19 protein-coding genes and 3 pseudogenes are annotated in these 21,542 nt (G+C 65.8%); 5 read left to right on the top strand and 17 right to left on the bottom strand.

The window, feature by feature from the left end; all coding sequences use genetic code 11:
- Nucleotides 1-433: 433 nt before the first annotated feature.
- Nucleotides 434-1,423 carry a tripartite tricarboxylate transporter substrate binding protein gene (locus D9599_RS27990; RefSeq protein ID WP_198384579.1) on the top strand — a complete coding sequence of 330 codons (990 nt, stop codon included), beginning with the start codon at nucleotides 434-436 and terminating at the stop codon, nucleotides 1,421-1,423.
- A gap of 586 nt (nucleotides 1,424-2,009) precedes the next feature.
- Here the strand turns inward: D9599_RS27990 and D9599_RS27985 are convergent.
- Nucleotides 2,010-3,215, bottom strand: a complete 1,206-nt coding sequence (locus D9599_RS27985; RefSeq protein WP_198384578.1) for a sensor histidine kinase — start codon at nucleotides 3,213-3,215, stop codon at nucleotides 2,010-2,012.
- 509 nt (nucleotides 3,216-3,724) lie between these two features.
- On the opposite strand from D9599_RS27985, the gene D9599_RS27980 reads away from it, so the two are divergent.
- Nucleotides 3,725-4,585 carry a hypothetical protein gene (locus D9599_RS27980; protein WP_198384577.1) on the top strand — a complete coding sequence of 287 codons (861 nt, stop codon included), beginning with the start codon at nucleotides 3,725-3,727 and terminating at the stop codon, nucleotides 4,583-4,585.
- Between the two features lie 12 nt (nucleotides 4,586-4,597).
- On the opposite strand, the pseudogene D9599_RS27975 reads toward D9599_RS27980, so the two are convergent.
- Nucleotides 4,598-5,197, bottom strand: a pseudogene (locus tag D9599_RS27975) (IS630 family transposase); the annotation flags it as partial.
- A gap of 76 nt (nucleotides 5,198-5,273) precedes the next feature.
- Between D9599_RS27975 and D9599_RS27970 the strand changes: the two are divergent.
- Both D9599_RS27970 and D9599_RS27965 read left to right on the top strand, forming a co-directional pair.
- Nucleotides 5,274-6,303: pseudogene (locus D9599_RS27970) on the top strand (IS110 family transposase).
- Nucleotides 6,304-6,576: 273 nt separating this feature from the next.
- On the top strand, nucleotides 6,577-7,593 hold the full coding sequence (locus tag D9599_RS27965) for an IS110 family transposase (protein WP_198384576.1): 1,017 nt from the start codon (nucleotides 6,577-6,579) through the stop codon (nucleotides 7,591-7,593).
- Nucleotides 7,594-8,132: 539 nt separating this feature from the next.
- Here the strand turns inward: D9599_RS27965 and D9599_RS32570 are convergent.
- The gene (locus tag D9599_RS32570; protein ID WP_198384575.1) at nucleotides 8,133-8,474 is read right to left on the bottom strand and encodes a transposase; all 342 of its coding nucleotides are present in this window, start codon (nucleotides 8,472-8,474) and stop codon (nucleotides 8,133-8,135) included.
- Nucleotides 8,475-8,619: 145 nt separating this feature from the next.
- On the opposite strand from D9599_RS32570, the gene D9599_RS32075 reads away from it, so the two are divergent.
- Entirely contained in the window at nucleotides 8,620-8,745 is a 126-nt protein-coding gene (locus D9599_RS32075) for a hypothetical protein (RefSeq protein ID WP_255531695.1), read from the top strand.
- A gap of 193 nt (nucleotides 8,746-8,938) precedes the next feature.
- Here the strand turns inward: D9599_RS32075 and D9599_RS27955 are convergent, their stop codons facing one another.
- The 14 genes and pseudogenes from D9599_RS27955 to D9599_RS31680 all read right to left on the bottom strand — a co-directional run bounded on the left by D9599_RS27955 (nucleotide 8,939) and on the right by D9599_RS31680 (nucleotide 21,500).
- Nucleotides 8,939-9,310 (bottom strand): response regulator, encoded by a 372-nt coding sequence (locus D9599_RS27955; RefSeq protein ID WP_198384574.1) that lies wholly within the window; start codon nucleotides 9,308-9,310, stop codon nucleotides 8,939-8,941.
- A complete protein-coding gene (locus D9599_RS27950) occupies nucleotides 9,303-10,127 on the bottom strand; it encodes an HWE histidine kinase domain-containing protein (protein ID WP_198384573.1) in 825 nt (274 codons plus the stop codon). Before D9599_RS27950 ends, D9599_RS27955 begins: the two co-directional genes overlap by 8 nt.
- Before the next feature lie 132 nt (nucleotides 10,128-10,259).
- On the bottom strand, nucleotides 10,260-10,400 hold the full coding sequence (locus tag D9599_RS27945) for a hypothetical protein (protein WP_198384572.1): 141 nt from the start codon (nucleotides 10,398-10,400) through the stop codon (nucleotides 10,260-10,262).
- Between the two features lie 43 nt (nucleotides 10,401-10,443).
- Nucleotides 10,444-11,557, bottom strand: a pseudogene (locus D9599_RS27940) (IS630 family transposase).
- 273 nt (nucleotides 11,558-11,830) lie between these two features.
- On the bottom strand, nucleotides 11,831-12,844 hold the full coding sequence (locus tag D9599_RS27935) for a sensor histidine kinase (protein ID WP_198384571.1): 1,014 nt from the start codon (nucleotides 12,842-12,844) through the stop codon (nucleotides 11,831-11,833).
- A gap of 290 nt (nucleotides 12,845-13,134) precedes the next feature.
- Nucleotides 13,135-14,802 carry a sensor histidine kinase gene (locus tag D9599_RS27930; RefSeq protein WP_198384570.1) on the bottom strand — a complete coding sequence of 556 codons (1,668 nt, stop codon included), beginning with the start codon at nucleotides 14,800-14,802 and terminating at the stop codon, nucleotides 13,135-13,137.
- 587 nt (nucleotides 14,803-15,389) lie between these two features.
- Nucleotides 15,390-16,772, bottom strand: coding sequence for an amidohydrolase family protein (locus D9599_RS27925; RefSeq protein WP_198384569.1), 1,383 nt, complete (start codon nucleotides 16,770-16,772; stop codon nucleotides 15,390-15,392).
- A 59-nt stretch (nucleotides 16,773-16,831) separates the two neighbouring features.
- Nucleotides 16,832-16,978 (bottom strand): hypothetical protein, encoded by a 147-nt coding sequence (locus tag D9599_RS31690; RefSeq protein ID WP_232481018.1) that lies wholly within the window; start codon nucleotides 16,976-16,978, stop codon nucleotides 16,832-16,834.
- Nucleotides 16,979-17,288: 310 nt separating this feature from the next.
- Nucleotides 17,289-18,110 (bottom strand): ABC transporter substrate-binding protein, encoded by an 822-nt coding sequence (locus tag D9599_RS27915; RefSeq protein ID WP_198384567.1) that lies wholly within the window; start codon nucleotides 18,108-18,110, stop codon nucleotides 17,289-17,291.
- The gene (locus D9599_RS27910; RefSeq protein ID WP_232481017.1) at nucleotides 18,107-18,904 is read right to left on the bottom strand and encodes a polysaccharide deacetylase; all 798 of its coding nucleotides are present in this window, start codon (nucleotides 18,902-18,904) and stop codon (nucleotides 18,107-18,109) included. Before D9599_RS27910 ends, D9599_RS27915 begins: the two co-directional genes overlap by 4 nt.
- 91 nt (nucleotides 18,905-18,995) lie before the next feature.
- On the bottom strand, nucleotides 18,996-19,820 hold the full coding sequence (locus tag D9599_RS27905; protein WP_198384580.1) for an ABC transporter substrate-binding protein: 825 nt from the start codon (nucleotides 19,818-19,820) through the stop codon (nucleotides 18,996-18,998).
- A gap of 74 nt (nucleotides 19,821-19,894) precedes the next feature.
- Nucleotides 19,895-20,662, bottom strand: coding sequence for an amino acid ABC transporter ATP-binding protein (locus D9599_RS27900; protein WP_198384565.1), 768 nt, complete (start codon nucleotides 20,660-20,662; stop codon nucleotides 19,895-19,897).
- Entirely contained in the window at nucleotides 20,659-21,129 is a 471-nt protein-coding gene (locus D9599_RS31685) for an amino acid ABC transporter permease (protein WP_309228734.1), read from the bottom strand. The genes D9599_RS27900 and D9599_RS31685 overlap by 4 nt, the downstream gene beginning before the upstream one ends.
- 35 nt (nucleotides 21,130-21,164) lie before the next feature.
- Entirely contained in the window at nucleotides 21,165-21,500 is a 336-nt protein-coding gene (locus D9599_RS31680; RefSeq protein WP_232481016.1) for a hypothetical protein, read from the bottom strand.
- Between the last annotated feature and the right edge of the window lie 42 nt (nucleotides 21,501-21,542).

Genomic DNA, 21,542 nt, shown 5'->3' with positions numbered 1-21,542 from the left:
CGGTGCTCGTGCAACGCACCGTCAAAGGCACTGCCCTGTTGCGCGAGATGCACGCCATCATGGGCGAGGCCGCCTCCGCACCTGAGGAGGTGAAAGAGAGTGGTGCGGTCGCCTGGTAGACCAGCCGGACGGAGGGGTGGACAGACTAAAAAGTTTAGGCAACCGCCCCCTCCCCGCCCCTTGGGCACGTTTCTGGGGGATTATCGTGCGTGAGCACCTGCCAGAGGGGCGGGTTCGACCTGGAATTGGTCCGAGACACTGCGGACACGCGGCGAAGCGCTTCGCGCGCGACGAGTAGATGCGCAGGACAGCCCGTGTGGAAAAGTGGAACGCTCCGGGGCCATCGGCGTTCCAGCTGCCGGGCCACAATGGCCACTAGGACGCCATGATGCCCGTAAGACCATCTTTCATGATAGCGCGCCGGCGGGCAGTCATGGCCGGCCTGGGTGTGGCGCTGGGAGCCATTGACCCCGCCGTCCGCCCCGCGCGCGCCCAACAGGTCTCGAGTGGGCGGCCCATTCGGCTTGTCGTTCCCTACCCGGCTGGTGGTGCCGTAGACATAGTGGGGCGGCTTTTCTCCGAACGGATGGAACCCCTGCTTGGCCAGCAGGTCGTGGTGGACAACCGCTCCGGTGGCGCGGGCATTGTCGGTGCCGACTATGTCGCCAAGGCCCGCTCGGATGGCACGACCCTGGGTGTGATCGGCATGACCACGCTCTGCGCCTACAAGGCGCTCTATAGCCGCCTGCCCTTCGATCCCGACAGCGACTTCGCTCCCATCTGCCAGCTCAGCGCCGGCACCGTCGTCTGCGCCGTCAACAAGCAGGCCGCGGCACAGCATGGCTGGACCGACTTCCGCACGCTGATCACCTGGGCGCGTGACAATCCGGAAGGACTGCGTTTCGGCACCGCTGGCGTGGGCAGCACCGCGCACCTCACCATGGCGGCCGTGCAGAAGGCCACCGGCGTCCGTGCGCTGCACGTCACCTATCGCGGGGCCGCTCCGGCCGTCGCGGACCTGCAGGCCGGGACCATCGATATGATGTTCGAGCTGACGCCGGCGCTGATGCCGCTCATCAACCAGGGCGAGGTGATGGCCCTGGCGGTGGGAAGCGCCCGTCCGGTCGCCCTGCTTCCCGCCATTCCCGGCATGTCGGATTTCACGGACCTCGGCCTGGGCGCGCTCGATATCGGTGCCTGGGAGGCGCTGATGGCTCCTGCGGCCACCGCCCCCGAGATCATCAGGCAGCTGCATGCCGCTGCTCTGCAGGCGGGCAACGATCCCAGGCTGGGCGAGCGGATGCGTGAGGTCGGCTTCACCGCCGAACCATCCGCTACGCCAAGCGCGCTCGCTGATAAGATCAAGCACGAAACGCCGATCTGGCGGCAGCTGGTGGAAGCCTCCGGCGCGAAGCTCGACTGACCGCGCATGCCACTAAGCGTAGCCACGGCCCGGCATAAGGCCTGCGGACCATAGCGGGCCATCCCTGAGCGTCCGAGAAGGACTTATGGGCCGACGTATCCAGCAGTTGTGGCAAGGCCCCCTTCCCTGCTCTTCGCGCACAACGGTAGGGGGTTGTCGTGCGTAGGTGCCCGCGAGAGAGCGGTTTTGGGCTGGATCTGCTGGGTTTTCGTGAGCGGGGGGAGCCGGACCAGGTTAGCGCCCTGCCCTGCTTAGCGCGGAGCGGAATGCAACTGTCAGTCCTGCCGCCGAGGACTAACCCTGTTCTTGCCGTGGTGCGCTGAGTGGAGCTGCTCTGGCTTTCGCACACTGCACACTGCACACTGCACACTGCACACTGCCACGCTCGTCAGCACGGCGTGTGAGGCACCGAGAAGGGCGATCGCCCTTGCTTTGAGGCCGTGTTACCAGCCGCCACTCCGCCCAGCTTGGCTGAAATCCACGCCTCGGCAGCCGACAGATCAGGGCTACCCTCGATGCTGGAAATGAATCAGAACCCGTCCGTACTTCAGCGGCCTTTCTCAACGCAGTCTGCCTCGTTTGATCATTAGGTTTCTTGAGAGAGATGCGTCCAACGGTCCGGCCGATGCGGCATGGTCTCCCTCGAGCCAAAAGGCAGAGCGAGCCGGCAGCGGACGCCATCGGCACGACGTTCCAGCCGAGCTTCGCCCTGGAGTTGATGAGGCACGGTGCGCTCGATGACCTCGCATCCAAAGCGCCGGAGTAACGGTCCCTCCGGCATCGCAACACCGGTCTCGTGCCACTCGATGACAAGGCGCCTCGCACCCTCGACCCCCTTATCTAGCCGCCAAGTCACGGCGATGTGCCCTGAGGGCTGTGCAATGGCGCCGTGCTTGGCCGCATTCGCAGCCAGCTCGTGCAGCGCGAGCGCAATGGGCTGCACTACGACGCCAGGCAGCTCCACCTCTGGGCCCACCACCTCCGCTCGGTCAGCCTCTCTGTTCCCTAACGCTCGCAACTCGGCCTCGACAAGGTCGCGAAGCGGCACCGACCACGCGCCGCTCCGGGCCAGGAAGCCCTGTACTCGCCCCAAACAAGCAATCCGTGCCGCGAAGTCATTTCGCACAGCGTTTGGAGGCAGGCTCCGTCGCGCGATGGCCGCTACCACCGCAAGGATGTTGCGCGTGCGGTGCTGAACCTCGAGAAGGAGGGCGCGCTGTTCCCCCTCCATGCGGCGCACGTCCTCGACATCCGCACTAGAGCCGACCCATTCCGTGACCCCTCGCTCTTTCCCCGGCGTCACCGCCGTTCTGAACAGCGGGGCGGAGCGTGTGTGGTGGAGGCGCCATGCACCGTCGAGGGCTCGACGGATCCGGTGCTCGACGTCCAACCCTCCACGTTGAGGCGCCTCATGCCAAGCGCGCAGCGTGGCGTCGCGGTCATCTGGATGAACGGGGTCGAGCCATCCTCTGCCAAGGCTCTCCTCATTGCTCTGACCCGTATAGGCGAGCCAACTGGGGGATGCCCAAATCCACTGACCCTCATTGGCGGAATGCCATATGAGTTGTGGGATAACGTCGGCCAGCGCCAGCAGACGGTCACCATCCTTGTGCCTCGCCGAGTGTGGGGCGGGCGCCTTCGGGGTTTGGGCAAGCTCTGCCCGGATTACCTCAACGGCGGTCGCGGCGGCCTCCGCATCCAGGCCCACGGCGGCAAGCGCTGCTCGTAGGCGCACATCCTCTCCCTCGCGAGCGATCCGGGCTGGGTCGGCGTCTTCGGCAATCCCGTCCACGTTCCCGGTCTCCTCACACCGTCGCAACAGGGGAGGGCACCCAGAGTGGGATGCATACCGCTATGGCATTCTCGGCATCAGGCCGCACCGGAGTGAGCCAGCAAGGTCGCACCATGTAGATTTCGCCCTGTCGAGGTCCCGCCAGATCTGAACAGAGACCCGAGCAGCGGACTGAACGCTCCGATCTGGCCGGGGCTGGCAGGACTCTAACAAATGTTACCCGTAGCCCCTGTCACAACAACCACACCCTCACCTCAGCGCCGTCATGTTCGTGAAGGGAAACGTTGCTTATCTGCTCCATCAATTTGCCGCAGAGAATACCATTCCATGGCAACAACCCTCTCTCTGCACCCTACGCACGATGATACTAGAAGACTGCGTCCCGGTCAGCTGGCGGGGTAGTAACCTATTGACTTTATAGTATTTTGGGTCGGACCTCTCTAGGCTTACCAGATCTCGTCCTCGTCTCCCTATTCCGTCCTCCAATCCCCCTCTCCGGACAGAACGGGGTGCGTCCCCCTCGCGCAGGCCCGACAGAGCGCCCCCTCCCCAGGCCCTGGCTGCCCACCTCGCCGCCGCCCCGCGCACCCGCCGCCGCCGAGACCCTACCGCTGCACACCTCCCTGCTGGACGACCTGACGGTGCCTGGCCCCGCCGAGCAGGCGGCCACGCTGCGGGCGCTCTCGGCGCGCGCTGCCGTCAACGTCTCCCGCGCCCGCAGCGAGGGCACCCGCCGGGCCTACCGCTCTGCCTGGAACGCCTACGAGGCTTGGTGCAGCTCGCTCGGCCGCCAGCCGATGGCCGGCGACCCCGAGACGCTCGCCATGTACGCTGTCCGCGGCGCCGTCCGCAGCCTCGTCGTCAGCAGCCTTCGCGTCCACCTCGCCGCGATCCAGGCGGCTCACCGCCTCGCCGGCGTGGCGCTGGACCTCCGCCACCCACGCCTCGTCATGGTTCTCGAGGGCATCGCCCGCGACAAGGGCACCCGGCCGCGGCAGAAGGCGGCGACCGCCGGGCCGGACGTGCTCCGGCTGATGCTTGCCATTCGCCCCTCCCCCGCCACCCCGCTCGACGCCCGCGACCGCGCGCTCTTGTTCATCGGCTTCGGCGCGGCGCTCTGCCGTAGCGAGTTTGCTGTCCTCCGCCTCGGTCCGGTCACCCCCAAGCGCGGGCTGCGCGTGCTCGTACGCCGCTCCAAGACCGACCAGCGCGGCGCCGGCCAGGAGGTCGCCGGCTTGGCCAACCCGAAGCAGCCGGGCTTCTGCCCGATGTCCGCCCTCAAGGCTTGGCTCGTCTTCCGGCAGAGGGGGCTGGACATCAGGGGCGGGGCGTCGGATGCGGAGAGTGCGCTCTTCGTTGGGATGAGCTAGAACAGACTCCGTTCATTCGGGCTCATAGCCTGCGGCTGTGAAGAGGTTGGCGCACTCGGCTGGCGTGAACTGAGGGAGTGCGGTCCCGATGGTGCGCCAGAGGTCGTCGAGGCTGCGAGCGGCGGCTTTGCGCAGGATGGCCTTGAGCTTGGCGAAGGCGTTCTCGATTGGATTGAAGTCGGGCGAGTAGGGCGGCAGGTAGCGGAGGGTGGCGCCCGTGGCCTCGATCGCCGCACGGGTGTGCTGGCCTTTGTGGGCGGGCAGGTTGTCCATGATGACGATGTCACCGCGCCGGAGTGTAGGGACGAGCACCTGGTCGATGTAGGCGGCAAAGGCGGCTCGGTTCATCGGCCCGTCGAGCACCATGGGTGCGGTCATTCCCGACAGCCGCAGGGCGCCGGTGAAGGTGGTGGTCTTCCAGTGGCCGTGCGGGATCGGGGCACGGCAGCGCTGGCCGCGTTTGGCGCGCCCGCGCAGGCGGGCCATCTTGGTCGAGGCGCCGGTCTCGTCGATGAAGACGAGGCGCTCGGGGTCGAGGTCAGGCTGGGCGTTGAACCAGGCGCGGCGCTTGGCCGCGACGTCGGGCCGCTCCTGCTCGCTGGCGTGCGCTGTTTATGGGATGGCCCGCCCCTCAATCCTGCTGGCGTAAGCTGGTTGGGAAACCAGAGGTTTAGGGAGCTGACCCATGGTGGACTTTGCGGTTCTCGGGGTGGACCTGGGCAAAAACGGCTGCAGCGTGGTTGGGCTGGACGCAGCCGGCCGGGTGGTCCTGCGACGGCGGCTGCACCGGGATGGCGTGGTCAAGCTGGCCACAGGGTCGCCGGGCTGCGTGGTGGCGATGGAGGCCTGCTGTGGGGCGCACCACCCGGGGTCGCAGGCTGCGCGAGGCCGGGCACGAGGTGCGGCTGATGTCGCCCGAGTACGTGCGGCCCTACGTGAAGGCGCAGAAGAACGATGAGCGGGACGCGAAGGCGGTCGCCGAGGCAGCGACCCGTCCGACAATGCGGTTTGTCGAACTCAAGAGCGAGGCGCAGCTCGACATGCAGAGCCTGCACCGCGCCCGCGACCGGCTGGTGGGGGAGCGGACGGCGCTGATCAACCAGCTGCGCGCCATCCTGCTCGAGCGCGGCATCACAGTGCCCCAGGGGCGGCGCAAGCTGGAGGTCTACCTTGAGGCTCTGCTGGCGGAGGAGCAGGTCCCGCTCAGCCCGCGAACGCGCCTCTTGGTGGAGGACCAACGCGCCGGGTGGCGTGAACTGGACCGGCGCATCCAAGCCTTTGACGAGGAGTTTGCGGTCGAGGCTCGGAGCGACGAGGCGGCCCAGCTGCTGACCACGATCCCCGGCATCGGGCCGCTCAACGCCACGGCCCTGGTGGCGGCGATCGGGCGGGGCGAGACCTTCGGGCGAGGACGCGACCTTGCCGCCTGGCTGGGGCTGGTGCCGCGGCCGATGACCACCGGCGGCAAGCCCAAGCTTCTGGGGATCAGCAAGCGAGGCAACGGGTACCTGCGCAAGATGCTGGTCCACGGCGCCCGGGCAGCCTTACCGACGCTGTCCAAAGGCGAGACCCCGCTCGGCGGATGGTTGAGGGGCTTGGCTGCCCGGGCGCACGTGAACACTGTGGTGGTGGCGCTCGCGGCCAAGCTGGCGCGGATCATCTGCGCCGTGCTGCGGAGTGGGCAGAGGTTCGAGATGAGGGCGGCGACGGTGTCGTAGCCGAGGGGATCAGCTGTTCGCGCCGACCTGTGGCGCGCGGCTTGATGAGGTCTGCGGGTGGTGGAAGCGAGATGGCCTGACAGTCGACCGGTGTTCTGGAACCCTGAACAAAAATGTGGCGCTCGACGCCGTGCTGTTTATGAGGACCAGAGCGCGCGGATCTCCATCCTGGCCGGGAGCTTGTCTCCGAGGCCGATGGGGTGGATGGCCCCCGATCGGCATCGAAGTGCCAAGATGAGGGTTGTCGAACACCCCAGGAGGAGGCCATCCGCCATGCAGATTGCCACGATTGGTATCGATCTCGCCAAGCATGTTTTCCAGCTTCACGGCGTTGGGCCAGACGGCCAGGTCGTCCTGCGCCAGAAGCTGCGCCGTGCCCAGATGATGGCGTTCTTTGCAAAGCTACCGCCGTGCCTCATCGGCATGGAGGCTTGCGCGACCGCGCACCACTGGGCCCGTGAGCTCCGTGCCCTCGGGCACGAGGTCCGCCTCATGCCAGCGCACTACGTCAAGGCTTACCTCAAGCGGGGCAAGAATGACGCGGCCGACGCCGAAGCGATCTGTGAGGCCGTGACCCGTCCGACCATGCGTTTCGTGGCAGTCAAGAGCCGGGAGCAACAGGCCGTCCTGGTCATGCATCGCACGCGCGACCTGTTGGTCCGACAGCGGACCCAAGCCGCCAACTCGCTGCGCAGTCTTCTCGCGAAGTTCGGTGTCGCCGAGGCACAGGGTATCTGCCGTTTGGGACGCCTGCGGGCGCACTTAGAAACGGACATAGTCCCCGAGCCTGGGCGTAAGATCCTTGTCCTCCTTGCCGAGCAGATTGACGAGCTGGAGAAGCGCATCGCACAGGTTGACGCCGAGATCTTGGCCTGGCACCGGGCCAATCAGACCAGCCAGCGCCTAGCCAGGATCCCAGGGGTCGGGCCGCTGATCGCGAGCGCCATCGTGGCGACGGTCGCGGACGCCTCAGTGTTCCGCTCCGGTCGGGAGTTCTCCGCCTGGCTCGGCTTGGTGCCCCGGCAGAACTCATCGGGCGGCAAGCAGCGCCTGGGTCGGATCACCCACCAGGGTGACGGCTACATTCGCCGCCTGTTGATCATTGGCGCCCAGTCCGCCCTCCTGGGCTCGAAGGAGGTGAAAGCCAACGGCTGGGTTCAAGGCCTTCTGAGCCGCTATGCCCGGCTCAAGGTTGCCGTTGCCCTCGCCAACAAGATGGCGCGTATCATCTGGGCGCTCATTGCCAAGGGAGACGCCTACCGGCCGACGACCGCCGTACCCACGGCATAAGGTAGGGCCGCGAGAGAGGATGCTTGCGAGAGGAAGAGGCGTGATGGAGTGAGCGGCAGTGCCGACGAGCTGGGAGCAGCCTGGAACGTATCCGGGGTCCTTGAACCCGCGAGACCGATGAGGCCCCAGCCCGCGGACACCCATCAGGGCCAGCGGCCGTCGTGCCGCGCTGAAGGCCGGACACACGACTGCAAGCGACTACCGCTGCTTGATCGCCATGATTCTTCTTGCAAGACAGGGGGCCATCCACACACGGATACGTTGGCGTAGACTGACCAGATCAGGTCGTGAAAACCCTTGCGGACGGGGCGGGCCATACGTTTATGAGGACCAGGACGCGCGGATCTCCATCTTGGCTGGGAGCTTGGCTCCGAAGCCGGATACGTTGGCGTAGACTGACCAGATCAGGTCGTGAAAACCCTTGCGGACGGGGCGGGCCATACGTTGGCTGGGAGCTTGGCTCCGAAGCCGGATACGTTGGCGTAGACTGATCAGATCAGGTCGTGAAAACCCTTGCGGACGGGGCGGGCCATACGTTTTTAGGTCATGGCGTGGCGGTCGAGGAAGCGCCAGACCGTGCTCGGGGCAAAGCGCGCGCCGTGCTCGCGCCGGAGCATCGCCGCGAGTTCGACGAGCGTGATGTCCACCTTGGCCTCCACCGCGCCTAGGATGACGGCTCGATACGCCTCGATCCGCTGCGAGCGCTGGTCCCCGCCCTTGGGCCGAGCCCTCGTCGTCCCTGTCGCGTGGAACACCCGCACCCAGCGAATGGCGGTAGCCACCCCCACGCCGAAGCGCTCAGCGGCCGCTCGGCGGGACAGCCCGCCCTCCACCGCCCCAACAACCCGGCTGCGAAGATCTTCCGACAAGGTACGGCCCATCCAGGCTGGCCTCCTCACCAGCCAGCAGGGTGAATCAGATCGCCGCCGCGTCAGGCAAGAACATTCGAATCCGAAGGCTCGGATCATGCTCTAGGAAGGGCGGCTCACCGGCCAGGAACTGTCGGACAAGGCGGTGTGGCGGCTGGTGAAGGGGACGGCCGAGACGGCGGGGCTGGAGGGCTGGGAGCGCTTCTCAGGGCACTCGCTGCAGGCGGGGCTCGCGACGGCGGCCGGCGAGACCGGCGCCGGCCTCGCCCAGGTCATGTGGTAGACCCGCCACCGCGCTCCGACAACGTCACGCTCGGCTATCTCCGACCTGCCGACCTCTGGCGCAACAACCCCACCCAGCGCATCTGGGGCGAGCCAGACGACACGGATCCAACGCGGCGGTGAGCGCCAGATGTAATAAGGTGCGGTGCGGCTCCCGATGGCCGGGTACTACCGCGAGTGCCATCCGTCACACATCACAGGCGCATCGCCCGTCCAATCGCGCGCACCACCTTGCCGATGCTGACCGGCTTCTCGCACCGAGCGATGTCGTTGAAACGGTCTGGTATGCTCGACGCGTCGTAGCCGATCGTGAAAATGAAAGGGGTGCCGGCCTTCATCAACCGGTCGGCTGCAGCGAACGACATCGTGCCGCCGAGGTTCACGTCCAGCACCGCGCCATCGATCCTTGATGCCGCAGCGATGCTGCTCAGAGCGTCCTCAACAGTCGTGACAGGCCCGATCACAACAGCGCCGGCTTCTTCGAGCTCCAGGCAGAACTCGTCGGCGATCATGTACTCATCCTCGGCCACGAGGATGCGGCAGTCATGCAGCGTGACGTCAGTCATTATCGTCGTCCAGTCTTGCCCGGCTGAAGGACGCCGGAAGGCTAATCGAGCAGTGCACGCCGTCGGGGCCAAGCACATAGGTTGTCTTCGCGCCGAATTGGTAGGGCAGAGCCCACTCGATCAGCGCTCGCCCCTGCCCACTGCCACTGGGTTGTGTGCCCGCCGGCGGCATGGCGACACCGCTCTCCCGCCAGTCAATGCGCAGCCACGGCTGACCGTCTGGTCCGTCGTGCGCCAGTGCCCAGGACACCGTGAGCCGACCCTGCGGCTGCCCCAGTGCACCGTACTTGACCGCGTTGGTCGCCAGCTCGTGCAGCGCAATGGCCAGCGTCTGCACCATCGACGACCGTAGCCGCACACCGAGCGGACCGCTAAGCGTTACGCGCTTGGCGGCGCCATCCAGTGCCGCCATTTCGGCTTCGAGCAATTCGTCAAAGGTGACGCGGTCGTCCTCGGCCAGGCGCGACAAGAGCCTCCGCACGCGGGACAGCGCGTCCAGTCGGTCGCGGAAGGCATCGCGGAACTCGCCCAGGTCCGCACTGCCGCGCAGGGTCTTGTCCGCCGTGGAGCGGATTACAGTGATCAGGTTGCGCGCCCGATGCTGCAACTCGGCCACAAGCACCTTCTGCCGCTCCTGCAGGGCCCGCAGATCGTGGATGTCGGTCGAGGTGCCGAGCCACTCGACAAAGGCGCCCCCAGCATCGCGCACTGGGGTCGCGCGCGTCTGGAACCAGCGGTACGCCCCCTTGTCGGCCTGGCAGAGGCGGACCTCTACCTGAAAACCACTAGTCTCCTCGGCACGGGTCCAGGCCTCCACTTAGGGCGACGTCGGGCTGGTTGGTTGGATGCTCAACGAAACTCAGCGTTGCCTCGGCCATCTGGCCAATTCCATACCCGGTGGTCCTGGTTCTCCACTGGGGTGCTTGTCGTGTCCTCGTCTGAGGTGGTGTCAGACTTCCTCATCGATGCGGTTCTGCTCAATCGCCTGGAGAGGCGTCAGCCCAGCGTCGAAGTACTTCCGCCACAGCTCCGCATCCACATAGAAGGTCACGACAGCTTCGATCTCGGCAATCCAGGCTTGGAAGTTCATGTGTTTGCTCCTGGCGGTTTGCCAAGTGACTGCCGAGGCCATCCTACTGGTGTGAGTTAGAAGTTCTCTGGCAGAACCGTCCGACGCTGGCTAGAGTGTCGTCGGCGGACTTGGTCCAAGTGAAGGGCTTCGGTTCGGCGTTGGTGCTGTCGATGTAGGCCTGAATAGCGACCTTGAGGGCGTCGGGGCTGGCAAAGGCACCCCGTTGTAGGCAGCGCCGGGTCAGCAACGAGAACCAGCATTCTACCAGGTTCAGCCACGACGCCGAGGTTGGTGTGAAGTGCAGGTGCCAGCGTGGGCGCTTAATCAGCCAGTCGTGGACAAGCTTCGTCTTGTGGGTAGCCGCGTTGTCGAGCACGAGATGGACGTCGAGGTCGGCAGGTACGGCAGCCTCGACCTGATCCAGGAACGCCCGGAACTCGGTGGCGCGGTGACGTCCCTTGCAGGCGCCGATCACTGTGCCGGCCTTTACGTCGAGGGCGGCGAACAGGTCGGTGGTACCGTGCCGGATGTAGTCGTGGCTGCGGCGCTCGACCTGGCCAGGGCGCATGGGCAAGACGGGCGCCGTGCCTTCGGTCGCCTGGATCTGGGGCGTCGATCCGCTTTGCGGCTCAACCGTCCACACACAGCACCAGGGCGCGATCGGGCGGGTTCAGGTAGAGCCCGACCACGTCGCGCACCTTGTCGACAAAGGCTGGGTCACGCGACAGCTTTAAGGTCTCAGCGCGGTGCGGCTGTAGGCCGAAGGCGCGCCAGATGCGCGATACCATGGTCTGGCTCATGCCGACCTGCCGGGCCATGGCACGCGTTGACCAATGCGTCGCGCCTTCAGGTTGGCTCTCCAGCGTGCGCGTGATCATCGCTTCCACTGCCTCGTCGCTCACTCGCCGTGGTGCGCCGCTGCGGGGTGCGTCCATCAGCCCCGCCAGGCGATGCACCAGGAAGCGACCACGCCAAGTGATCACGCTCTGGCGGCTCACCCCCAGCCGGGACGCAATGAGCCCGTTGGGCAACTCCGGCCCGGCATCGGCCGCCAGCACAATGCGCGCCCGCATCACCGCCGCCTGACCCGCGCCGCGTCGCCGGATCAAGCGCTGCAACCCCTCGCGCTCCTCCTCCGTCAGCACCAGCCTTGCTGCCTTCGGGCCGCGTGCCATGCGCGCCTCCCACCAGAGACGCCCAAGCCTACACCCCACCCAGAATGTCAGGGCACTTCTAACTCACACTACTACTGGATCTATGACAGCATGGCAGGCCTCCGGAGGGGCCGATCCCAGTTCTACCAGCCTTTTGTGGCAAGCGCCCATGCCTTGCCCATCAGGTACGATGTTGGAGAATTATTGTGCCTTGGTACATGCAGACTTTGCCAAGAGCAGAACGGCGGTCCAGACCCGGAAAGAGGCGGCCATTATCATATGAGTACCTTCGCACTAAGGTCGGGTGCGGCGAAGGCGCTCGGGCTTGGCATCATGGCGGTGCCTATCCGCCTCCGGGCTCCGTCCTGCACTAACAGCAGGTGTTAGACCGGCCTCGGGTAGCGGAAGCGGAAATCGCAGCTTGCTAACAGTGCCGCCCACGTCGCCACTGGCGACGTCCAAACGGCCGCCAAGCTGTGCCGCCAGCGCCCGTAAGATGCGGTTGCCAAGGCCGGTACTGTCGTCACTCTGTTGTGGGCGACCAGAGGCGTAACCAACACCGTTGTCCGTGACCGTCAACTCGTAAAGGTCTGCGTCCCGGCGGAAACACACGCGTATGATGCCCTCCCGCCCACCAGGAAAGGCATGCTTCAGCGCGTTGGTGACCAACTCGTTTACCACGAGGCCCAAATCGCCTGCCCGTGCCAGCGGCAATGGGTGCGCCTCGACCGCGGACGTGAGCACAATCGATCTCAGCCCCAGGAGACTGGACTGTACATCTCCCAGCAATCCCTCAAGGAAGAGGCGGCTATCGACGACTGCTTGGGGATCTGCGCCGCTCGACAGACGTCCGTGCAAACGTCCCAGGACCAGCACCCGGTTCGCAGCAGCATTGAGCGCATCGGCGGCTTCGGGCTCAGTGCTAGCCTGCATCTGCAACATGCTGACGAGGGAGTTCAGGTCATTGCTCACCCGATGAGCTTGCTCAACCAGCAGAAGCTCCGTCCGTCGCGCATCGTCCCTTGAGCGGCCCTCCGCCTGCACTGAGCGCACGATAGCGCCCTGCAAAGCAGCGATGAGCGCAACGATAAGCTTGGCGACCGCAAACCACAGAAAGGCGTCAAACACCGCCGTCAGGCTCAAGGACCAATTGCCCCCAGCCTCACGTTCCACCGCTCTCAAGAGCATGAGACCAAAGGCTATCGTTGCGCCGGCCAGGCCGGCCGCAAGCCCGAGCAACAAAGCCATTAAGACGGTGCTGATAAGAAGGAGCAGTTGGAGGTGTGCCGAGGAGAGCGCGGTTGGCATCAGGACCGCAACGGCGGCAACGCCAGCTGGCAAAGCTCCTGCTCCAAACCAGCGTATAGACCAAGGCAGCGAGCGAAGACGCTCCAACAACAGAAAGGGTCCCTGAGGCATCCCGGGCTCCAGTGCCAACGCCTTCTCTATGAGAAGCGTATGTGAGAGAGCCCGTTCCGGCCCTAGAACCGCCAGCAACAGTAACGTTCACATCGGAAGCGGGTTCCGCAAAGCGGACGTTCCACATTCCCGCGATAAGGTATGCATCGCTCCAATAAACTGGCTCGAAGGTGAATCAGTTATCGAGGAGACACACGCTCTTCATTGAGGGGTAATTGCATCCGACAGCGCAGACCGCTTGCGGAGAAATCGAGACCGACAGAACCGCCGAGCTGTCTGGCAAGGCCACGCTCGAGCAGCCGCAAGCCAAAGCCATGTCGCTCCGCTGGCGGCGGCCCACTGATGGGCGGACCACCTGCTTCAGCCCAGAAGAGGTCAACGGCGGTCCGATCTGGTAGGATACTCCACGTCACAGTGACCTGTCCGTCAGGCGCGGACAAGGCGCCGTACTTGGTAGCATTGGTGGCCAACTCGTGGATGGCCATGGCGAGTGTCACCGCCGCCTCGGGTGCGACGCGCACGGATGGACCGGCAATTTGAATCCGGGCTGGCTCGTCTCGCTGTGCTGCGTCGTTCTGGGTGCCTCTGGTGAAAGGCTCGATAGTACTAGCAAGAATATCGCTCAGCGTTGCCCCTTCCCAATCCTCGCGGGTTAGCAAATCGTGGGCGCGTGCCAAGGCGAGTAGGCGGGACTGGAAGGCAACATGAAATTGGCGCTGTTCGGGAGAGTTCGGCACGCGCTTATCGGTCGCGCGCCGGGTTTGCTCGGCAAGCGCCTGCACCACCGCGAGCGCATTCTTGACGCGGTGGTTAAGCTCGCCCACCAACAGCGCTCGCCGTTCCTCAGCCGCACGGCGTTGCGTCACATCGGTGGTGACGCATACCAAGCGGACCACTCTGCGCGTCGGACCTGCCCCCCAAAAATAGGCCTGTCCATGTGACTGGAGCCAACGCGTTCCCGGTTTTTCATGTCCTGGAGCCCCACGATGTTCGAGCGAGTAGCGGCCATCGCCGCCAGGATTGAGGGCTGATGCGATAGCAGCGCGCACGCGATCCCGATCATCTTGATGCACGAAGCTGACGACTGCATCGTCGAAGGGCAGGCTTTCTGGTAGGCCAAGCAGGGTGCGCGCCGCCGCGTCCCAGGTCGACAAGCCTGTGACGGGGTCAAGTTCCCAGGCACAGGCACCAGCGATCTCGAAAGCCAATCGTGATCGTTCCTCGCTGGCCTGCAGTGCCGCTGTCGCGCCATGGCGTGCTGTGACGTCGATGAGGGTTACGAGAGCGCCCTCGACTTCTCCGCCTGCACCGCATACCGGAACAGCTGCGACGCGGAGTACCAGACCTTGTCCGATGTTGTGCGGGCTCGTGACTAGTATCTCGAGTTCCTCAACGATTTGACCTCGAAGCGCCCGCGCTATTGGCCGGTCTGCTGACGCTACATTTCGGCCATCAGGCCAGGCCAAGTGCCAGTCGATCGCATCGTAGCGGCTGCCTTCAACATACAGCCCGGTCAGTTCAAGGAGGTTAGAAGCTATCTTATTAGCGTAGACGAATGTTCCGACAGCATCGGTCTCAAGGATGGCGATAGGCGCCGTGTCGAGCAGACGCACGAGCTGCCCTTCGCTCGCCCGAAGCATCCGGCCTTCTTCTTCGAGCCCGGCGTTAGCCTGGCGTAGCGCCGCATCCTCGGCTTGCGACGAAGTCAGGCTCACGCGGGCTTCAGAGGCTGTTGAGGCCGAGACACGCATCAGCGTATCGCCGTGCGATCGTGCTTCACTCAGCGCCGCGCGCGCCGAGGATAACTCCTGCTCCAACGCAGCAATCTTAGCTTCGAGTTCACGCAAGCGAGCTCTGGAAGCAACGTCCGCTGCAGCCGGGCCACCATGGAGTTGCTGCGGATTCGACATCCTAATGCCCGCCAGTGATCAAACTAGCGTCTGGTTTCCAGCTTGCACCGCGAGCCTGATCGATCGGCACGTCCCGGCTTCCTTATATCCCACCTTGTTCACACGCTCAGCAACCTGTGGTTGAGCAAGATCATAACTCGGCCAAGGAGGATTGGCTGCATGTTCGTAGGACGCCGCTGTATAGATTGTTGGCTTGGACGTACTTCATCTTATTTGGGCTTCAGGTCACGGAGGGCGCATCCAGTTGACCTTGCCCCCCTTTGGCATGGCTTGGCCGCTAGGTACCCAGCGGCTCTCGGGTAAGCGACGCAGGGTAGCTGACCTTGGTAGGCTAATTCGCGCTAGAACAAGTAGTTGCGGTTCAGGCTTTAGCGGAACATCTCCCGCCGGTGTGCGCTTTTGCGTGCCACCCCGATGGCCCGGCCGTGAACGATGCGGTGGAACTGCCGCTGGCTCGCCGGCCAGGATCCGTGCAGTCGGTGGAGCTGTTCGGGTTGATGACAAAGATGCGCTGCAGGGCAGCCCTACCCTTCGAAGGCGGCTCGGGCCTCGGGAAGGTCCCAGATCTTCCGAATGGACGCCGCGCCCGCCGCCACGATGGCTGCCTCATCACCTATCACCAGGCGACCGTCGCGCAGAAGCACGCGGCCGTCCACCATCAGGGCATCCACGTTGGCGCGGTTAGCAAGCCAGACCAGGGCGCGGCATGGGTCGTATAGAGGCTGGAGGTGGGGATGGGAGAGATCGATAACCGAGAGGTCGGCGGCCGCGCCTAGGGCGATGCGGCCCAGCTCCGGGCGGTGGATGGCGGGGGCAGCCTCCGCCGTTACGGCCGCAATGATCTCGGGCGCAGTGGCGACGCCTGCCTGTCCCGACGCGATCTTGGAGATCATGGCCGCTGCGTTCATCTCGCCGAGGAAATCCATGTTGTAGCCGTCCGTGCCGATCAGCGTGCGGACGCCGTGGGAGGCGAAGCGGCCGAAGGCGGCGGTGGTCCCGGCGCGGGCGAAGACGCGCGGACAGTTCAGCACGGCCGCCCCGCGAGCGGCCATAAGCCCGAGGTCGCCGTCGCTGCTGTTCACGCAGTGGGCTGCCAGGAGGTCGGGCCCCATCACCCCCAGCCAATCTAGGTACTCGGCCGGAGTGCGGCCGTAGCGGGCCTGGATGGTAGCGACCTCGCTCTTGCTCTGGGCCAGGTGGGTGGTGATGGGCACGCCGAGTTCCCGCGCCCGGGCAGTCGAGGTGCGGAGCAGGTCGGGCCCGCAGGTGTCGGTGGCGTGCGGGCTCATGGCCAGCCGGATGCGCCCTGCGTCCCTGCGCTCCCACCGGGCGTGCAGGGCGTCCCAGGCGGCGAGGTCGGCCGCGCCATCGTCGCCAGAATAGATCACTCGGCCTGAGGCGTCGGCCTTCGCGTCCGACGTCGAGAATAGGTAGGGCGCCCCGTAGAAGCGGATGCCCATCTCCTCGGCCGCTTCGAACATCTCGGGGATGCCATTGCGGAAGGGCTCCATCACGGTGGCGCAGCCGCCCTTCAGCAATTGCAGAATTCTCATTCGGGCCACGGCCAGCCGCTCCTCCCGCGACAGGATCTCAATGCCGCGCTTCGTCAGCGGCAGGAGCACCGTGTAGACGATGCTCTGGTTGTTCTTGCGCCCCACCCCATCCTCGCTGTGGGTCCGGGCGACGGCCTCGCTGAAGCAGTGGTTGTGCAGGTTAAGCAGGCCGGGCAGTACGAAGCGGCCGGGCTCGTCCAGCACCTCGTCGGCTCCCTCGGGCCGGGTAGGGGTGACGGCAGCGATCCAGCGTCCCTCCGTCAGCACCCAGTGATCGCGCAGGATCACTGGTGAGCCGTCCCGCTCGGCCAGGACGAAGGAGCCGAAGACGGCAGTTGTACCAGGCTCTCGCATGGACGGTCTCTCCCACTTGTTGGGGAAGGCGAGGGCGCCGCGGCCCCGCCTGTGCGTCTTCAGGCCGGGCGCACGTTCCAGAACACGGCCGTGCCGCTTCCGATCTCCATGATGGCTATGCGGTGCATGAAGGGCAGGAAGTACTGGCCGATCGGGAGAAGGGCACTTCGTACATCGCCACCTGCTGCATCCCGCGGCAGATGCACTGCTGCTCCGTAAGGTCGCCGTTGGCCAGGCGGCGGTCCCGCAGCAGGGTGGAGATGCGCTCGCTCTTGTACCCATGCGGCGTAGGTGCCCTCGCCCTGCAGGGTGAGGTGCCCCGCCGGATTCGACCAATTGATGTCCTGCCAAGTCGCGGTCACAGCGCTCCAGCCGCCCTGCTCGACTGGATCGCGCCGGTTGCGGCGCGCCAGGAAAGAGGCAAGCTCTATCGCCACCGTCCCCACGGCATACCGGCCTGCTTGAACATGTCGCCGGCTACGTCACCCAGTCGCGACGACGGCACGCATGCCGACGCTACTCGCCCGCGTCGATGGAGATAGCTGTCAGGGCTTGGCGCTCAAGCCCGTGCCGGCGCAGGATCTCGGCGTACGTTCCATTGGCGATCAGGCGGGATAAGGCGCCCGCGATCGCGTCCCGCACCTCTTGCTTGCCCCTGTCGAAGGCCATGCCGGAGAAGTTGCGGGAGATCGGCTCGCCGATGGCGACGAAGGCGCCGGGGTTCTGCTGCGAAAGGTACACCACGTACTCGGCGCCCAAGATGGCGCCGTCCGCCCTGCCCTGCTGCAGGTCGGTTCGGGCCGCCGCGGCTCCCTCGGTTCCGATGACGCGCATAGGCGGCCGCCCCTTCGCGACGCAATTCGCCTCGCTCCAAGCCTGGGCCTGCGGAAAGTAGTTCGTGGTGCGCGGCGTGGCGACGGAGCGGCCACAAAAGTCGGCGGGCTCGTTCGCGCCGCGGCGCTGCGCCGTGGTGGTGAAGACCTGCGCGCCGGTGCTGACGTAGTCCACAAAGCTTAGCCGCTCCCTCCGGGCCGGGAGGTCGACCATGGAGCTGCCGCTAAAGTCTACGCGGTCGGTGGTGATGGAGGGGATAAGCTGGGCAAAGGACATCTCCTCCCAGCGCAGCTCGATCCCCAGCTCCTTGCCAATGGCGGTGACAAGGTCGACGTTCACGCCGCGCCGCTCGTTGGTCGCCGGGTCCTTGTAGGCCATGGGCGGGTAGGTCGCCTCGATGCCGACGCGGAGGTAGCCGCGCGCCCGGATGGTTTCCGGTAGGGCTTGGGCCGCGGCGAGAGCGGGGGCGAGCGCCGCGAGGGCCGCGAGAAGGACGCGCTTCATGCCGTAGCTCCTTTTTCGGCCGACTCACAGGCGGCGTAGTCCGCGGCGATTTCCTCGCCGGTCGCGATCCAGACGTCGCTGAATCCTTTGGCGTACCGGAGGAACTCCCGCAGCAGGCGCAGTCGCATGGGGCGGCCGCTGCACTGAGGATGCAGCACGGTGGTTACCATCCCGCCCCAATCCCGCGTCTCGTCCAGCTCGTCCTGCCAGATGGAGAGGACGGCCTCGCGCGTCTGGATGGTGTGGCGGCTGTAGCGCTGCGAAAGGCCGAGCAGCCAGTCGTCGTAGCTGGCGGTCACGGGCAGCTCGATCAGCCCCGGTCGGCCATCCGCCAGTACGTGACGATACGGCCGCACGTCGTCACGCCAGGAGGAGGAGTAGGTGAGCCCCCGCTCCTTTAGCAGCACGCGCAGCTCCTCGCAGCTCTCGCCCGAGGGGGCGCGATAGCCCTGGGGCACCACGCCCAAGCGCCGCTTCAGCGTCTCCAGCCCGCGATCCACCTCCTCCACCAGCATCGGGTCGTCCGGCATTGGCATCAGGTGGTGGAAGCCGTGGTGTCCGATCTCGTGACCGTCCCGTATGATGGCCTCGGCCATGGCGGGGTGAGCCTCCACGGACCAGCCGGTGATAAAGAAGGTGGCGCGCAGCCCCTCCTCGCGCAGCATCTCCAGCAGCTTCCGAGTGCCCACCCTGGCCTCGTAGCCGCCGAAGGACATGGTCACCAGTTCCCCGTAGCGGGCCGGATCCTTGGCGGTCCAGGCGGACTCGGCATCCACGTCGAATGACAGGAACATGGCCGCCTTGTTCCCGGCCGGCCACGAGTACTCCGGCGCCAGCGGCGCGCGGTTGGCAGGTAGCAGCGGAACAGGGTCCGCCCAACGTGATTCAGCGTCCGCCATTGATCGTCAACTCCGTGACGGAGCCCGAGGTCAGGTTCCACTTCGCGAGCAGAGCAGCGTAGGTACCGTCCGCCATGATGGCGCCCAGCACACCGGCGATGGCGGCCTGCAACTCCGTCGCGTCCTTGTCCGTGGCGATGCCCATGAGCGTGTACTCGACGGGCTCGCCGATCAGCGCATAGGTGTTCGGCTCCTGGGCCATCAAGTAGGGGAGCGTCTCGCCGCCCTGCATGGCCACGTCGATCCGGCCCTGACGCAGTTGGGTCCGGGCGTCGGCCGAGCCCTCGGTGCCGACGATGCGGATCTCCGGGCGCCCTCTGGCAAGGCACTCGGTGTCGTTAAAGGTCTTCAGCACGTTCACGAAGTTCGTGCGGCGGCTCGCGCCGACCGACTTGCCGCAGATGGACTCGCGGGTGCCGAATTCGCCTGCCCGCGTAGCCTGAGTGAAGAGCTGCGCACCGGAGCGGAGATAGTTCACGAAGGACGCGACGCCCCGCCTCTCCGCGGTGTCGCTCATGCCGGAGAGGATGATGTCCGCGCGCCTCGTGCGGATGGACGACATCATCTGTTCGAAGCTCGTCTCTTGCCAGCGCATCGCCACGCCGAGGCGCTTCGCGATCTCGTTGCCCAGCTCCACGTCGAAGCCGGTGAGGACGTTGGTGGCGGGGTCGCGCAGTTCCAAAGGTGGGTAGTTCGGCACGATGGCGGCCGTGATGCTGCCGCGCGAGCGGATTGCGGAGGGCAGTTCCGCCGCCCCGGCATCCCGGGGCGGGCACACGCTCGCCGCGGCAACTACGGTCACCAGAAGCATAGTCCTCAGCATCGCTGCACCCCTCGATGTTTCAGTCTGGCTTACGAACGAGAGCGGCCACCAGTGGCCGCCTTTTACGACAGCACGGCGGCAAGGAAGGCCTTCGTATGCTCTTCCCTCGGGCTGCCGAGCACCTCCTCGGCGGTTCCGGCCTCGACGATGGCGCCGCCGTCCATGAAGACCACGCGGTCCGCGACTTCCCGGGCAAAAGCCAGCTCGTGGGTCACCACCATCATCGTCATGCCGGAGGCAGCGAGGTCCTTCATGGCCGCGAGCACCTCGCCCACTAACTCCGGGTCCAGCGCGCTCGTTGGCTCGTCGAAGAGCATGAGCTTCGGGCGCATGGCGACCGCGCGGCAGATAGCGACCCGCTGCTGCTGCCCGCCCGACAGGTTGGCGGGATAGGAGTTCTCCTTGTCCGCCAAGCCCACCCGGGCGAGCAGGCGGCGGGACTCGGCCACCACCTCGGCACGGTCGCGGCCCTGAACGCGCAGCGGGCCCTCGACGATGTTCCCGAGCGCCGTCATGTGGGCGAAGAGGTTAAAGCGCTGGAACACCATCCCGGTGGCGAGCCGCTGGCGGGCGATCTCCCTCTCCGGCAGGTGATGAAGGCGCGTCCCGTCCACGCGGTAGCCATTCAGCTCGCCGTCGATCCAGATGGCGCCGCTGTCGGTCTGCACGAGCTGATTCACGCAGCGCAGCAGGGTTGTCTTACCGGAGCCGGAGGCGCCGATAATGCAGAGCACCTCGCCGGGCTGTATCTCGAGCGAGACGCCCTTGAGCGCTTGGAAGGTGCCGAACGTCTTCCGGACATCGACGATGGAGACAAGCGGCGTGCTCAACGGGCGGCCCCCACGCCCCGGGAGAAGCGGCGCTCAAGAAGCGCCTGGGCGGGCGTCAGGACCGAGACGATGACGAGGTACCAAAAGGCCGCGACCATCAGCAACTCGATGACCCGGGAGTTGGCGTAGTAGATGTTCTGTGCGTTGTGCAGGATTTCCGAGAACTGGATGACGCTGGCGAGCGAGGTCGCCTTGACCATGCCGATGAACTCGTTCCCCAAAGGCGGGATGATGACTCGCATGGCTTGCGGGAACACGATCCGGCGCAGCGAGGTCAGCCGTGTCATTCCGATCGACTTCGCGGCCTCGTACTGGCCGCTGTCTACCGAGAGCAGGCCCGCGCGGATCACCTCAGAGGTGTAGGCGCCCTGGTTAATGCCGAGCCCGAGCAGGGCCGCGACGGCTGGGGTGATAACGTCCACAGTCTTGAAGGAGAACAGCCCGGGAATGCCAAGGTTGGGGAAGATCAGCGCCAGGTTGAACCAGAGGAGCAGCTGGAGGATCAGCGGCGTGCCGCGGAACAGCCTGCGTAGCCCATAGCGACGCCCTGGAGCACCGGATTGTCGGCCATCCGCATCACTGCGGTGACGACGCCGAGCAGGATGCCCAGCAGCATGGCCGCAATCGCCATGAGGACGGTGTTCACCAGCCCGTCAATGATGGACTTCACCGTAAGGAACTGGGCCACCACGGGCCAATCGATGTCACCCACGGCGAAGGCCCGTGCCAGCGCGCCGAGGAGGACGAGGATGGCGACCATCGCCACCCAACGACCGTAGTGCCTCCGCGGCACGACAGTAAGACCCGAGATGTCGAGCATTGCGAAGGTCGCACTCATAGAACAGGCCTCTCGCAGGTTCAGCTTAGGTCAGGGTCTCGA

The sequence above is a fragment of the Roseomonas sp. KE2513 genome, assembly GCF_016107305.1.
Taxonomy (GTDB): Bacteria; Pseudomonadota; Alphaproteobacteria; order Acetobacterales; family Acetobacteraceae; genus Roseomonas.
This window is presented reverse-complemented; position numbering and strand designations above follow the sequence as displayed.

Excerpts from the sequence above, each read along its gene's own strand:
- D9599_RS27935 (WP_198384571.1), bottom strand. The coding sequence starts at position 12,844 with ATGCCAACCGCGCTCTCCTCGGCACACCTCCAACTGCTCCTTCTTATC.
- D9599_RS27905 (WP_198384580.1), bottom strand. The coding sequence starts at position 19,820 with ATGCTTCTGGTGACCGTAGTTGCCGCGGCGAGCGTGTGCCCGCCCCGG.
- D9599_RS27955 (WP_198384574.1), bottom strand. The coding sequence starts at position 9,310 with ATGACTGACGTCACGCTGCATGACTGCCGCATCCTCGTGGCCGAGGAT.
- D9599_RS27945 (WP_198384572.1), bottom strand. The coding sequence starts at position 10,400 with ATGAACTTCCAAGCCTGGATTGCCGAGATCGAAGCTGTCGTGACCTTC.
- D9599_RS27990 (WP_198384579.1), top strand. The coding sequence starts at position 434 with ATGGCCGGCCTGGGTGTGGCGCTGGGAGCCATTGACCCCGCCGTCCGC.
- D9599_RS27925 (WP_198384569.1), bottom strand. The coding sequence starts at position 16,772 with ATGCGAGAGCCTGGTACAACTGCCGTCTTCGGCTCCTTCGTCCTGGCC.
- D9599_RS31680 (WP_232481016.1), bottom strand. The coding sequence starts at position 21,500 with ATGAGTGCGACCTTCGCAATGCTCGACATCTCGGGTCTTACTGTCGTG.
- D9599_RS27965 (WP_198384576.1), top strand. The coding sequence starts at position 6,577 with ATGCAGATTGCCACGATTGGTATCGATCTCGCCAAGCATGTTTTCCAG.
- D9599_RS27910 (WP_232481017.1), bottom strand. The coding sequence starts at position 18,904 with ATGTTCCTGTCATTCGACGTGGATGCCGAGTCCGCCTGGACCGCCAAG.
- D9599_RS27915 (WP_198384567.1), bottom strand. The coding sequence starts at position 18,110 with ATGAAGCGCGTCCTTCTCGCGGCCCTCGCGGCGCTCGCCCCCGCTCTC.
- D9599_RS32570 (WP_198384575.1), bottom strand. The coding sequence starts at position 8,474 with ATGGGCCGTACCTTGTCGGAAGATCTTCGCAGCCGGGTTGTTGGGGCG.